This window comes from Spirosoma aerolatum (assembly GCF_002056795.1).
In the GTDB taxonomy this organism is placed as follows: domain Bacteria; phylum Bacteroidota; class Bacteroidia; order Cytophagales; family Spirosomataceae; genus Spirosoma; species Spirosoma aerolatum.
On sequence record NZ_CP020104.1, the window covers coordinates 5,058,330 to 5,072,723 of the forward strand.

At 47.6% G+C, this 14,394-nt stretch carries 12 protein-coding genes; 5 read left to right on the forward strand and 7 right to left on the reverse strand.

Going from position 1 to position 14,394, the window contains the following annotated elements; translation table 11 throughout:
- The first annotated feature begins 789 nt into the window (after positions 1-789).
- Complete coding sequence (locus tag B5M13_RS21015) at positions 790-2,082, forward strand: PKD domain-containing protein (RefSeq protein WP_080057523.1); 1,293 nt, start codon at positions 790-792, stop codon at positions 2,080-2,082.
- Positions 2,083-2,445: 363 nt separating this feature from the next.
- On the forward strand, positions 2,446-3,423 hold the full coding sequence (locus B5M13_RS21020) for a ThuA domain-containing protein (protein ID WP_080057524.1): 978 nt from the start codon (positions 2,446-2,448) through the stop codon (positions 3,421-3,423).
- A 694-nt stretch (positions 3,424-4,117) separates the two neighbouring features.
- On the opposite strand, the gene B5M13_RS21025 is transcribed toward B5M13_RS21020, so the two are convergent.
- From B5M13_RS21025 to B5M13_RS21035, 3 genes are all read right to left on the reverse strand, one after another.
- A complete protein-coding gene (locus tag B5M13_RS21025) occupies positions 4,118-4,468 on the reverse strand; it encodes a LytR/AlgR family response regulator transcription factor (protein ID WP_080057525.1) in 351 nt (116 codons plus the stop codon).
- A 232-nt stretch (positions 4,469-4,700) separates the two neighbouring features.
- Positions 4,701-4,970 carry a hypothetical protein gene (locus tag B5M13_RS21030; protein WP_080057526.1) on the reverse strand — a complete coding sequence of 90 codons (270 nt, stop codon included), beginning with the start codon at positions 4,968-4,970 and terminating at the stop codon, positions 4,701-4,703.
- A 415-nt stretch (positions 4,971-5,385) separates the two neighbouring features.
- Positions 5,386-5,883, reverse strand: coding sequence for a LytR/AlgR family response regulator transcription factor (locus B5M13_RS21035; RefSeq protein ID WP_080057527.1), 498 nt, complete (start codon positions 5,881-5,883; stop codon positions 5,386-5,388).
- Between the two features lie 537 nt (positions 5,884-6,420).
- Here B5M13_RS21035 and B5M13_RS21040 point away from each other — a divergent pair.
- The gene (locus B5M13_RS21040) at positions 6,421-9,384 is read left to right on the forward strand and encodes a lamin tail domain-containing protein (protein WP_080057528.1); all 2,964 of its coding nucleotides are present in this window, start codon (positions 6,421-6,423) and stop codon (positions 9,382-9,384) included.
- On the opposite strand, the gene B5M13_RS21045 is transcribed toward B5M13_RS21040, so the two are convergent.
- Positions 9,379-10,020: a deoxynucleoside kinase gene (locus B5M13_RS21045; RefSeq protein WP_080057529.1), complete on the reverse strand. Its 642-nt coding sequence runs from the start codon at positions 10,018-10,020 to the stop codon at positions 9,379-9,381. The two genes, B5M13_RS21040 and B5M13_RS21045, sit on opposite strands and share 6 nt — an antisense overlap.
- A 159-nt stretch (positions 10,021-10,179) precedes the next feature.
- Between B5M13_RS21045 and trhO the strand changes: the two genes are divergently transcribed.
- The gene (gene trhO, locus B5M13_RS21050) at positions 10,180-11,151 is read left to right on the forward strand and encodes an oxygen-dependent tRNA uridine(34) hydroxylase TrhO (RefSeq protein ID WP_080057530.1); all 972 of its coding nucleotides are present in this window, start codon (positions 10,180-10,182) and stop codon (positions 11,149-11,151) included.
- 68 nt (positions 11,152-11,219) lie between these two features.
- Here trhO and B5M13_RS21055 read toward each other — a convergent pair whose 3' ends face one another.
- From B5M13_RS21055 to B5M13_RS33535, 3 genes are all read right to left on the reverse strand, one after another.
- A complete protein-coding gene (locus B5M13_RS21055; protein WP_080057531.1) occupies positions 11,220-12,419 on the reverse strand; it encodes a threonine synthase in 1,200 nt (399 codons plus the stop codon).
- 64 nt (positions 12,420-12,483) lie between these two features.
- A complete protein-coding gene (locus tag B5M13_RS21060) occupies positions 12,484-13,389 on the reverse strand; it encodes a LysR substrate-binding domain-containing protein (protein WP_080057532.1) in 906 nt (301 codons plus the stop codon).
- A 49-nt stretch (positions 13,390-13,438) separates the two neighbouring features.
- A complete protein-coding gene (locus tag B5M13_RS33535) occupies positions 13,439-13,576 on the reverse strand; it encodes a hypothetical protein (RefSeq protein WP_155297311.1) in 138 nt (45 codons plus the stop codon).
- A gap of 22 nt (positions 13,577-13,598) precedes the next feature.
- On the opposite strand from B5M13_RS33535, the gene surE reads away from it, so the two are divergent.
- Positions 13,599-14,375 carry a 5'/3'-nucleotidase SurE gene (surE, locus tag B5M13_RS21065; protein WP_080057533.1) on the forward strand — a complete coding sequence of 259 codons (777 nt, stop codon included), beginning with the start codon at positions 13,599-13,601 and terminating at the stop codon, positions 14,373-14,375.
- Positions 14,376-14,394 lie beyond the last annotated feature (19 nt).

Below are 14,394 nucleotides of genomic sequence, written 5' to 3' on the forward strand. Positions count from 1 at the left end.
ATGTATGTACAAAGCAGACTTTACAAGACATAACTTGTCTTCTAGGCTGTTTAAACTTTTCTGCTCAGGCCAGGAATTGGGCAATTTTGTCATGCTGACGAAGGAAGCATCTTCGGTAGCTACTAATACTAAACTACCGAAGATGCTTCCTTCGTCAGCATGACAAAAACGCACCTGTTTGGGCTCAATTTATAAAAGTTTAAACAGGTCCTTCCTTAAGAATAGGAAAAACAAAACGTTTAGCGCAAATGTTGAAAAAAATACCCGGTTAGTCACTGGGTTCACTTCTTGTAGATATGAATCTTCAAGTTATAGACCTGACCTGACAGATCGGATCAGATGCGTAGCAGCATTTAATACCCCGGATTTTGACCGAACGAAACGCCATCAGAGTTTTTCACCGGCTAAATGTGACGTTGCGATTTTGGGCGTAGCGTATAGTAGCGCTTCATGTTGAGGACTCCTTCTGGATTGTATTTCTTAACCCGTTCAACTAGCTTCTCCATCCGCTCCAGATCGAACCACCGTTGCTGTTCGCCAGGCAGTTCTCAGCTACGTTCATCCAAATTACCAGCCCTGCCATATCCTTAAAAATATGTTTATACATTGAGTGCTTTATATTTGCTTAATTCAACCAGATCAACGCCAAGTATTGTGAAGCGCATAAGACTTACCTAGGTTTGTGAGTAGTCAAACCCAGATTTCCCTACCTATCATCCACTTCCTGTCGCCTGAGCTTATTCTGGAAATTTTGAGTTACACTCACCTCTTACTCAAATACAAACGTCGATGATATCTGAAATCCGTAACACCACGCCCGTCGGAAAATGGCTACCAGTCTACTTGGTAGCGATTAGTTCTCTGTTACTCTTTTGTTCGAAAGAGATACCCTCAGATGACCCGGAAACTGCGCTTTTCACCTTTCAAGTAGTTTCCCAACAAGATGGATTGGTTGTTTTTAAAGCTGATTCCAGTCAGCAAGGAATTACCTATCACTGGAATTTCGGCGACAGTACCGCGCAGGTGAGTACCCAGTCACCTCGAATTACTCATCAATTTACCCGCAACGCCACTTATCAGGTAAAACTGACTATCGACAGAAGTACCCGGCAGGTCTCCGGCATTCAATCGGTGAGGGTAGGCACCCGGCTGGCACGCACGCTTGCCGACTTACCACCCAACAAGCAGGATACCATTCGATTGCTCTACATACTCACTGATCCATCCTTTGTCAGCGCGTTTCCGACAACCAATGGCAATCATTATGATCCGTATCAGAACCGAGTTTTTGTTGATTTTCTAAACCGTACCCAACCAGACCATCCGCAGGAATTGAACAAACTTGTCTTTCAGCATATCATCTACCCTTTGTCGGCCAGTGAAATGGCTCGTTTTAAGGATAGTGGAGACCCCGAAGGCTTAATGAGAAAACTATTTGCGGACCCAACTGATCCACTCACCCAGAAACTGGTAGCTCTTAAACAAGCCAAAGCAGCTACCCGGATTGTCTTTTTCATGAAAGATCCAACCCTACCAACGGGTTATCCCAAATATCCCTATGCAGGTTACTCCATTTACGAAGGTTCCTTCCTGGTGTGTTTGAATGCCAATGCTGAATTAGCCGCTCATGAGTTAGGCCATTCCTTTGGGCTAGCCCACGATACACTCCGGGATTGTCAGACATTTCCACTTATGGTGGGTGGGGATGCGCCTTTGAAAGTTTTGGGTAATTGTGGTAGCTATTGGAATCAGTATCGTGAGTTTCAAGTCAAAGGCTACGTGAATCAACTAGTTAGGTTGGAAGCTCAGCCCTATCGGGGATATCAGTATGTTGTTCCCGAATACTGGCGCGATCAGTTTCCACAGGATCTACTGGTCAATCAATTCAGCTATGTTTCGCCGGCTACTACTCCCTACTATCGGCCGGGTGTCAGCCTGATGCAGACACTTTCCGATGCACTGGTTATGCAGTACAATTACGAACTAGCGCCCCGACTGATTACAAGATTAGATGAGAACCAGATTCTGCCATCCGGCCGGAAAGCCGCTTCGCCTGTAGGCCAACCCGTTTACTGTCGCTGATCTATTAAATGAGGGGGTTGAACGTGCTTTACTCCATACAGCTAGCTAAATACTTAAGCCAAATCGATGCACATTTTTTTTGACCTTAATCCCTAATGAGTTGGGTCAGTTGTTGAATCACACTTGGGTGGTATCACGGATAAACTCTACGGATTAGCCCGGTTGGGCAAGTAGCATAGGGAAGTACATCGAACCAGTATCAAAGTCTGCACCATGGTAGTACGTTCTATCAGAACTATTTCGAAACGATTTGCAACTACTTTGGCCATCGCAGTACCAAGTAGATTCAATTCATTCCTTGTTTTTAAATTCAATCACAACATTCTCCATATCTATACGCTTATCGGTGCCAAACAAATGCTTATGAAACCCCTATATACCCTGATTGTCTTGCTTTTCATTAGCAGCCTTAGTTTGGCTCAATCGCCCCAAAAAGGTAAAACGAAAGTGATACGGACCCTAATCGTTGATGGCCAGAACAACCATGAGCAGTGGCCTAAAATCACGTTTATGATCAAGCGTTATCTCGAAGAAACAGGCAAGTTTTCAGTCGACGTAAAGCGAACTTATTATACCTGGAACGGTGCCGACCTGATTGATAAATACAAAATTCCGGGTGTTCAGCCTACGAAAGCATTGCCCAAATCCAGAGCAGACTCCAGCTTTCACCCCGACTTTTCGAAGTATGATCTTGTGGTTTGTAATTTTGGCTGGAATGCCGCTCCCTGGTCCGATGAAACGCAGGCCGATTTCGAAAGCTTCATGAAAAAAGGGGGTGGCCTGGTTGTGGTGCATGCAGCCGATAATTCGTTTCCACTATGGCCTGCCTATAACAAAATGATTGGTTTAGGAGGCTGGGGCGATCGTACCGAGAAAGACGGCCCCTATGTGTATTATGACAATGATGGAAAGTTAATTAAAGACCCGCAGCCTGGCCGGGCAGGATCGCATGGAGCCCAACAAGAGTTTTTGGTAACCGTTCGCGATACGAACCACCCCATCACGAAAGGGATGCCAGTAACCTGGATGCATACCAAAGATGAGATGTATGATCGATTGCGCGGTCCCGCCGAAAATATGACCGTACTGGCCACTGCCTTTTCATCCAAAGAGAACAAAGGTACCGATCGCAACGAACCTATGCTGATGACCATCAACTACGGGAAAGGCCGAATTTTTCACACGCCGTTAGGTCATGTGGATTACTCTGTCGAATGCGTCGGCTTCATTACATCGCTACAGCGAGGAGCTCAGTGGGCAGCTACCGGCAAAGTTGATATTCCTATCCCTTCCGATTTCCCGACATCAAATTCGACTAGCAAACGAAGTTTTACGGAGTAAGGTCAAGCTTTTGGCAGGCTCATACAAGTTTATACTAGCTGAAGAACTTCACAATTCATCTGGCATTCAGCCAGTTAAACGCTTGCAGAAGGGGTTTCCTTCTTTGAGGCACAAAGAACTAATAGTTTATTTATCGCCCCATAAGTATACTATTTAATAGTTTTATGCCCACTAATAGATTCTTCTACTTGTTTAATTTTCTCATAAAGTAATTAAACAAAGTGAAAAAGTTTTGTTTCCTATAGACAATGGTATTAATATTGTTTACCAATAAGTGAGTAGTATAGCAGACGGTTTACATATATGGTATTTAACTGTCTTTAAGTGTCTACTTTACACCTTGCAATTGAACAGGCCATGCTGGTTAGTGTGGCCTGTTTCTTTACCACCCTATCACTACTGCTGCTTCGTTTCTATGGCTGAAGCCACTCCAATAAATTGAAAAGAAATAGACTTGATTTGCCCAACGCAACAAAGCCCAGTTTTAAAACTGGGCTTTATCCTTATGGGTTAGTACTGGAGAAAGTGCACCTTAGAGACGAAAAAACTCCCCAAAAGTCACAACCCAAGAATACTATTTTTAATGTATACTATACCAGCGCAATTAAATCAGCGAAAAAAATAAGCTAACAAACTAATTTTCAACCCATTCGCCAACTAAGCTGATTTGCTGGAGTTGATCACCTAACAGCGACTAGCAGGATTTAACAAGAGTCGGTGAGAAAGCCGCTAAAGTTGGTCTCAGCCTGCGAATCTGCCGACGTGAGACAGTCAGCTGCCTTTCGCGGGAGAGTTGAACGAATGGATTCGATTCGTATCGAATTCGGTAGGTAACAATATGAGCAGGGTTGACCAGCATCCCTTTATGAATCCGCAGGAAGGAAGGTAATCGCTCCTCAAAGCGTTTCAATGTAATGGCTACCAGCATCGGTTTTTGTCCCATTAAGTGAACCATGGTGTAATTACCCATCGCTTCCAGATATTCGATGGTTTGTACTGGAATTGAGCGTTTAGAGGTAAAGTGAGGCAAAAGTAGTGTGTCCATTAGTAGGGGGGGTTAAATCTTGTGTCGTTGTTTCGTAGACAAAGGTAAACGCCCCTTACGCCAGCCAAATACCCAGTTGAATGAACTGGTAAAAACAGTCACTGAAGTGTAAAAAAGCACTCATTAACACGTACACTCAACTTCTTCGGTCCATAAATCAGGGCACTTACTAGTTATTTCTAGACAGCAACTTCATGAACACTGATTTGAATAAACCACTGGTGGCAGGATGTTAGCCGCCGATAGAAGCCCCTTGCAGTTTGTACAAACCTCCTCCGATCAGCCCATTCGCCAGATCGATACCCTTGTAAAGGCCGGTACTTTTCACGAATCCACTTCCAATATACCCATCACCTAAGCCATTCCGGCTGATACCGCCGTCAGGTGCTGATGCTTTGTGGGTTTTACTACGTTTGTTACTGATCAATTTATAAATTCCGAAACCAGCCAGTAACGATGCTCCTACTGCAAGGCCGATCAAAGTGGTTACTTTTTTATCCATGATTTTATAGGTTGTTTACAGAGATAACCGCAATAGCGTTAAATAGTTTTAGTCGATTCCGGGCATGCTTGACTTAATAAACTAAACTTTTTTGCATTTTTTTAGTTACAGCCCAATCCAGGTTTTACGCCCTGTCGTATATAGGTCATAAACTCATCAATTAGTTATGAAAAACACCCGACCGCCGTTGAGTCGGGTGTTTTTGTTCGCCCTTGAACAATTTCCCTCTTCAACACGTAGCATCAACTCTGACAAGACAATATGAAAAAAAGCCTGAATTCAGCAGTTGCTGTCAGGCTTTTTTTATGGAACATGGCATTCAATCATAGGCCGATTCAGTAGTGAGCCAGGATAGGCCAACAATTGAAGATAATGAAACCAAATTTAAGGTACGCCTACCGCGTAAATCACCGAATTAGTCGCTCAGGAGAATAGAGGTCAGAAGGTTTTTTTCGGGCGGGAAGATGGTCAGTCTGGGCGCTACCGCCGGACAAGCAGAACGGGATCCAAACCCAGCTATTTCCGTTTCCTCCAAGCCAGCCCACTCCCGGCGTAAAAGCGACCATCGACGACGCGAAATCGGCAATGCGGCACCGTTTGTCAGATGCAATATGGCGCTGGCGTTACCAAGCTCGATTCGGTCCATAAACCGCTGATTCACCACATAATGCCGGTGAGTGCGCGTAAACCAGGCCGAAGGTAATTTAGCTTCAACACGTTTAAGCGTATACGGAACCAGTACGGGCGGATCGCTGCTCCAATAAAGCCAGGTATAATTGGCTTCTCCCCGTAAATACATTAAGTCGGCAACAGCTCGCCATTTTGCGCCACTATCGCTCGAATAAACCCGTAAGGGTGGCCAGGAAAGTAACTCAGCAGGATTACTGGCTGGTTGATGAATGTAGACAATCATTCGATAGGCAAACCGGTTGAGTAAATCATTTTAGTCCTCAACAAATCTGGTTGAGTTTCCAGAGTAAACCCTAAGCTTCTTACAGGAAATACCCTGGCGTTATGCTGCCAACTTTCCACGCCATTACTTAGTGAATTTTACCTATCAATTTACCTTTACAAGAATTACGCCAAAGCCCAATTCAGTGTTTATATTTTATGACTACTATTTTTCTTTTGCTATTGTGGCTAGTTAAAATCAGTATTTTGAGCGTTTAAACCGCTTCAATACCTAAATCTCAATCTTTAGATAGCTAATGGCTGAGACTAACGTCTATTCAGGCAGAGGCACTTGTGCAATTACTAAGCCAAACTTCGCAACTACCTGCTAAACAGATGGGTATTTAGTAAAAACCCTTTGCATATAGCACGCTTAAGATTTAACAAAAAAATAACATTCATTCTAAAGAAAGCCATTCAATTTGTAACCAATTTTCGGCATCTTACTATAAACCTTATCCATGACCAGGGCTATCCCCATTAATAAAACCAATTAGTTATGAAAAAATATGTACCGATCAGCATCGCATTGTTCACCATTCTGTTTCTGGCAGCAACTATTCTAACAATTTCTCCTCTTTTTGCGCGATATACACCCAGCAACGGGGTGGTAAAACAGACTGACAACGGGAGTATTCTACTACCCAAGACCCAAAGATCAGGCGTTCTTCGGGAGTTTTATCCTTCACTCCTCCCCCAAACAGCGGTGAAAGGTAACGCCCCATCTTCGCTTGCCGTCAATGCTGATCCTGTAGGTCAAATCCGAATTACGGAATTTGCCTATAATGGTGCCGGAGCAGCGAATGAATTCATCGAACTGACAAATACTGGAACAGCACCTATTGACCTGACGGGTTGGAGTTTCGATGATAATTCCCGAGTGGCCGGTTCATTTTCCATTGGTACATTTGGGGTTGTCCAACCTGGCGAATCGGTCGTCATTGCCGAAGCGTCGGCGGCTGCCTTCCGAACAGCCTGGTATTTGCCCACTACTGTAAAAGTTGTCGGCAGCAATAACCAAAACCTGGGAAATGGGGATGAACTCAATATTTATGATGCCTCAAACACGCTGGTCGATCGCCTTACTTTCCCGAATAGTAGTACGGCAGGTGCTACTGTATTCACCAATGGCGTAAGTGCCTGGACATCTCAGAGTAATCTGGGCACAAATACAATTGCGAATTGGGTGCTATCGACGGTCAATGATGCTCAGAACTCGTATGCTTCTGTCGATGGCAACATTGGCAGTCCCGGCGGATATTACACGGCACTAAACCGCGTACTGGTTCGGATAACGGGCAATACCACAACCGTTGCTGAAGGTGGGGCCAGTGATACGTATACGATGGCCTTGACCAGCCAGCCAACTGCTAATGTCGTTGTGACAATTACGCCCGGCTCTCAATTAACAACCGATGTCCCAACGCTAACTTTCACCCCAGCTAATTTTAGTCTGACTCAGACCGTAACCGTATCAGCCGTAGATGATAATCTGGTTGAAGGTGTCCATTCTGCCACCATTACGCATAGCGCTACCAGCTCCGACCCGGCTTATAATGGCATAGCCGTTAATCCTGTTTCAGTTACCATTACAGATAATGACGTAGCGGTTGGCGCTCCGCCTACGATTACTGTAGCCGGTACGACAACAACTTACCTAAGTGGATCGGCGATCAGTGGGGTCATCAACGATCCTACCGATCCGGCCCGTACCCTGGGGATTGACTTTACGCTGGCCGACACCGATACACCCGTTAACAACCTGACTCTAACGGCCAGCAGCAGCAATGCCAGCGTCGTTCCCAATGCCAATTTGGCGCTGGCGGGTAGCGGTGCCAATCGAAATCTAAAAATTACGCCTGCCGGGGTTGGGTATACGACTATACTTGCTACCGTATCGGATGGGAGCAATATAACGTCTTACACCATCAGCTACGCGGCATCGGCCGCGTCGACCACCACCAGCCGGTTTCATACGGGTGCCAGCGATGCGTCGACCGCTCAGGCGCTCGACGCCGACTATATGCTGGTTGGTGACGACGATAATCAGGTGCTTCGCCTTTATAACAGAGCCAATTCTGGATTGCCTGTCAACGGTTTCGATTATACGTCCTCGCTGGGGTTAACCGACATTTCGGGTGGAGTACCCCGCCAGGTGAATATTGAAGCCTCCGCTCGAATAGGCAATCGGATTTACTGGCTTGGTTCGCACACCAATGCGTCGAGTGGTGCAACCCGACCGAATCGCAATCGACTGTTTGCTACCGATGTAACGGGTAGCGGAGCCAGTACGACCTTGAGCTACGTGGGTCGCTACGATGGACTCAAAACGGACCTGATTGCCTGGGATGTGAACAACCAGCATGGGTTAGGTGCCAATTATTTTGGCATTCAGGCCAGTGCAGCAGATGGTGTTGATCCTGAAGCCACAGGAGGGGCCGGCTTTGCTATGGAAGGGCTTACCGTTGCTCCCGATGGTACGACGGGCTATCTTGCATTCAGAGCCCCAATTTCCCCGGCATCGAACCGAACCAAGGCGTTGATTGTACCCGTTACCAACTTTACATCGCTTGTATCAGGCAACCCAACGTCGGGCTCGGCTACCTTCGGTGCGCCTATTTTACTAGATCTTGGCGGACGCGGTATTCGGGAAATCAAAAGCAACGGTAATGGGCAGTACCTGATTGTTGCTGGTCCTTCAGGTAGCGCCGGTTCTGATCCCAATGCCTTTAAACTGTTCACCTGGACAGGCAACCCGGCTGACCCAGCTCGTCAGCGATCGGCTGATCTGAGTGGTCTGAGTGGTATTAGTGGAGGCAGCAGCATCGAATCGATTGTTGACCTACCAGCCACACTGGATGCGACCAGTTCTATCCAGTTTCTGATGGACAATGGTAGCCAGGTATTTTACAATGATGGCACCGGAGGCAAAGACTTGTCGCAGAACAATTTCAAGAAATTCCGCAGCGATTTCGCGACGTTAGGGTCTGTTCAGAGCCCTGATCTAAGCCCAACGCTAATCCTTCCACAGGCGGCTTTTGGCACCAGTAGCCCTGATAATGTGCGTAATTTTGTCGTGAATTTATTCGAAGCGGGTGGCGTACCAACGACAAGTGGCAGCGTGGTTATCACGATTACGGTTCCCGCTGGTTATTCGGTATCGTTCAATTCGACCCTGACCAACATCAATGTGACCGGGGGGACTAATAACCCCGTAGCCGTTGAGAACTCAAAGTGGTATGTTTCCAATAACGTAGACAACCAGCAGATTACGCTGACGATGAATACCGGACAGCTAATTGCCGCCAATGCGACGGCGGTGCTGGGTTTTAGTGCTACCCGTACTACCGCCAACTCAGGAAGCGTGTCCAATATTACGGTCAATGTGAGTAATGATACTACGCAAACCTACGATGGAAACTCAACCAACAATGTGTATGCCCGAATCATAAGCGGATTATAAATCGGAGAGTGAGTTATTGATCAGGCTCACCACTTCGTCGAAATCCAACGGGCGAGCTACATAATCCAGCCGGTCAACATCAAGTACCAGTAGAGGTCCTAACTGATAGCCTGAAGCAAACTCTTCGTAGAGTTGATTCAGGCTATCAAGGTATTCATCGCTTATGGCCTGCTCAAAATCCCGCCCTCGCTTTCGAATGCGCTGGCGAAGTCGAGGCAGGCTGGCACGCAGGTAAATCATCAGATCAGGTGGCCGAACCAGACTCGTCATGTTTTCGAACACCTGTCGGTATGTCAGATAATCGCGCTCGGTCATATCACCACGCTGGTATAGGTTACGGGCGAAAATAGCCGCATCCTCGTAAATAGTCCGATCCTGAACCATTACACCTGGCCGACCGGATATGGCTTCTACAGCCTGTTGACGATCCAGAATGCGTTTCATTTGCGCAAAGCGGCTATTCAGAAAAAAGATTTGCAGATTAAACGACCAGCGCGGCATATCCGCATAGAAATCAGCCAGATACGGATTACCCTCGACTGCTTCATACAAAACTTCCCAGCCAAATTGAGCCGCCAGCAGTTCGGCCAGCGTGGTTTTTCCAGCCCCAATATTTCCAGTAATGGCGATATGCATAAGCAAACGGATACCTTTATTGCTCTTATAACGAACTTTCGTGTTTTGAGTTTAATTTTGTATTTGAAAAGAGCCATAATCAGGAGCTTGATTTGCCGTTGCGAATCGGCTCTTTCACTGGTACGCCAGCCCGGTCATTCACTCTTTCACTTTTTGCCTATGAAACCGTATCGAGTGCTTTTGTATTACATCTATTCGCCCATTGAGAATCCGGAGCAATATCGGGAGGAGCATCACATGCTTTGCCTTAACCTCAACTTGCTGGGGCGGATTATTGTCGCCCCAGAAGGCCTCAATGGAACCGTGTCGGGCCTGACTGCCGATTGCGAAACGTATATGAATACACTTCGCAACGACCCTCGTTTTGCTGGTATTGAATTTAAGGTCGATGAGGCCGACGGCCATACGTTCCAGAAGTTACACGTACGGGTAAAACCTGAAATTGTTCACTCCGACCTTCCTGTCGATCCGCTCCGGCAAACGGGTATTTATGTTGAGCCCGACGAATTTCGGAGCCTGAAAAATGACCCGGATGTGGTGCTGGTCGATATGCGGTCCAACTATGAACATTCGGTGGGCAGGTTCAAAGGAGCCATTACGTTCGATATGGAAAACCTGCGCGAGCTACCCGAGCATATTGCCGAAATAGAACACCTGAAAGGTTCCGGCAAAAAGATCGTTACCTACTGTACGGGCGGCATCAAATGCGAAAAAGCGTCGGCGTATCTGCTCGCCCAGGGCTTCGACAATGTGTATCAACTCCACGGCGGGATCATCAAATACGGTATGGAAGCCGGTGGTGAAGATTTTGACGGCGAATGCTATGTGTTCGACAACCGGGTTACGGTCCCTGTAAACCAGGTCAATCCGGCTGTCATATCGACCTGCCACCGCTGTGGTACGCCTACCAGCCGGATGGTCAACTGCGCCAGCCCTGCCTGCAACAATCATTTTACCCTCTGCGAATCCTGCGGCCATGAGCATCAGGGCACCTGTTCCGACGCGTGCAAGAACGATCCACAACTCCGTGCATATGACGGTACAGGGTACTACGGAAAAACGACCGACAGCTACTCCCCTCTGCAAGGTTTCAAAAGCCGGAAAGGACAAACGCTGGCGGTTAATTTATAAATTGATTGACTGCTGAAGCGGTCGATTGGCGCAGGTGATTCCGACGCGTCAATCGACCGCTTCAGCAGTCAATCGGTCAGCTTCCCTTTCAAATTATCCAGGTAGCTCTGTCCCGACCCGGTGTTCAGGAGCAGTACCCGTTCATTCGGCTGAATCCAGCCTTGTTGTAGTAGTTTTTTGGTAGCCGCCCATACAGCCCCGCCTTCTGGCGCTACAAAAAGCCCTTCGTATCGGGCGAGTTCGCGTACACCTTTTACCATGTCCTCGTCCGAAACGGCAATGGCGGTTCCACCCGACTCCAGCAATGTATTCAGAATAAGTGGTTCGCCGATTGGGCGTGGAACCGCCAGGCCATTGGCCAGCGTTGGCTGACCTACATACTGCTTACTATTCAGTTGTTTGCCCTGCCAGGTGGTTACAATGGGACAACACGATTCAGCCTGTACGGCTACCATGCGCGGCAGGGTTACGTGCTGAGGAAGCCACCCCAGCGATTCCATCTCATCGAACGCTTTCCAGATGCCGATCAGGCCGGTGCCTCCGCCCGTTGGGTAAACAATCACGTCGGGTAGCTGCCACGCCAGCTGCTCCGCGATTTCAAAGCCCATCGTTTTCTTCCCTTCCAGCCGATAGGGTTCCTTTAAGGTCGATACGTCGAAATAGGCACCAGACTGATTGATTTCCTGCACTTTAGCTGCACAGTCGTTAATCAGCCCATCCACTTCAATCAGGCGGGCGTTATAGGCCCGGCAGGCTTCCTTAAAGGCATCAGGCGTATGGCGAGGCATCACGACCACGGCTTCCATACCGGCCCGTGCACAATAAGCCGCCATGGCCACACCAGCGTTACCAGCCGTTGGGATAATACAGGCTTGTTCACCGTTTTCCTTCGCTTTCGAAATGGCCATACTTAGCCCCCTCGCTTTGAATGAGCCCGTCGGGTTTAGCCCTTCATCTTTTAGCAGTAGGTGTTGCAGATTAGCGTGGTTAGCCAGTCGGTTCAGGGTCAGGATCGGTGTAAACCCTTCACCCAGGCTCACTTGGTTGTCGGGCTGAATAACAGGCAGAAGCTCTTCATAGCGCCAGAGCGATTTAGGCCGGGAGGCTAAATCACTGGGCAATACACTGCCAACATCCAGCACATAGTCGCAAAGTAAAGGAGCCTGACAGCATCGGGACACCGTCTGCCGACTAAACGGGTCGTAGGTTTTCCCACATTGCGAACAGTGTAGATCGCCTAATAATGATGATGTAAGAGCTACGTTCATGGTTGTATTTTTTCCGAAAAATCCCGGTTAACCAGCCATGAAGCAAATACCGTTTTGAGATGAGTTATTCCCGTTTGGAATAATAGCGGAGCGCGAATTGAATAAATCCGCTGACGAGTCGATTGTTTTCGGTGCCTTTACGCTGAATAAAATAGAAGATCCTTTGGAGCGTCAAATCTCGAATAGGAACTTCGACCAGCTCGCCCGCTACCAGTTCTTTCATAATGGCCCGCTTTGGTAAAAACGCCAGACAGGTATCGGCCAGGACAAAGTTTTTCAGGGCTTCGGTTCCCCCCAATCGAATCAGGATTCGTAATGAAGCGATGGTAAGACCCTGTTTATTCAGTGCATCTTCAACAACGGCGAGGGTTCCTGAACCATTTTCACGTAAGGCTAACGGAATAGTCGGTAAATCGGCAACGGTAACGGTTCGGTTTCGCAAAGGGCTCCGGGCCGAGCATACCGCCAGTACATCATCGGTCATAAAGGGTGTGTACGTCAGGGTATTGATCCGGGTCATAACCTCAACAATGCCAACATCAATGTCGTGAGCCAGCAAGGCATTCTGAATGTTGTTCGAGTTACGGTTCAAAACATTGATCTGGATATTGGTATGCCGCTTCAGATAGGCCGACAGCACAGGCGGCAGCACATAGAGGCTAATGGTGGTGCTGGAACCGACAGCTAACTTGGTGGGTGGTAGAAAATTTTCATTGATCTGCTGAAGCTCCTGGTGCAGTTCTTCCTGCAACTGCCCGGCTTCCAGGAGCTTGGCGTAGAGCGTTTGCCCGGCTGGGGTTAAACTGATGCTGGTGCCATGCCGCTCAAACAATCCTGTTTTGTAAAAATATTCCAGCGATTTGATGTGTTTGCTGATGGCTGACTGACTCAAAAACAACGTCTGGCTGGCTTTGGTAAAGCTCAGCAGACGAGCCACTTCCATAAAAATTTTGTGCCTTGACGAAAGCATAAATCCGGTGATGAAAAATCGGGTACTAATTTCGAGTTATTCGCTGTATTCAGAACAATACATGATTATTTAACGCGTCATTGACTTGTTTTTCGGCCTGAAGGTTGGGCTGATTTCCGTAGTATTGCAATTCCATAGTCGATAGTCGCCAGTCGGTAAACTCTGTCAATAAGGCCTGGCGATGCATAAACCTATTGATTTTGCCGTTTATGTCTGAACAAAAACCACTGATATTAGTAACAAATGACGATGGGATCACTTCTCACGGCATTCGCACATTGGTCGATTTAATGAAACAACTTGGCTCAGTGGTTGTGGTAGCTCCCAACAGTCCCCAATCGGGTATGGGACACGCCATTACCATTGCCAATCCAATCCGGCTGTATCCGTCCGATATTTTTGGCGACATACCTGCCTATGAATGCTCGGGCACCCCTGCCGACTGTGTGAAACTGGCTAAACATCATGTGCTGAAAGACCGTTCGCCCGATCTGGTGGTCAGTGGGATCAATCACGGCAGCAATTCGTCGATCAGCATTTTGTATTCGGGGACGATGTCGGCAGCCATCGAAGCAGCTATAGAGGGGATACCCGCTATTGGTTTTTCGTTAAGCGATTTTACGCGGCAGCCCGATTTTTCGCATACACATGAGCACATCCTGACCATTGCCCGCCATGTGCTCCAGCAGGGTATTCAACGTGGTACGGCGTTGAATGTCAACTTCCCGGCCCGTGGACCTGAGCCACTGAAAGGCATTCAGATTTGCCGACAGGCCAACGCTAAATGGCAGGAAGTATTCGACGAACGACGTGACCCACACGGGCGTCGGTATTTCTGGCTGGCGGGCGATTTTGTCAATTTCGACACCCATGCCGAAGACACCGACGAATACGCCCTGGCCAACAATTATACCTCTGTTGTTCCCTGTCACTATGACCTGACCGCCTACAGCATGATGGACGAATTGAAAAACTGGAAACTCTAAGCGTATAGGATGTATGACA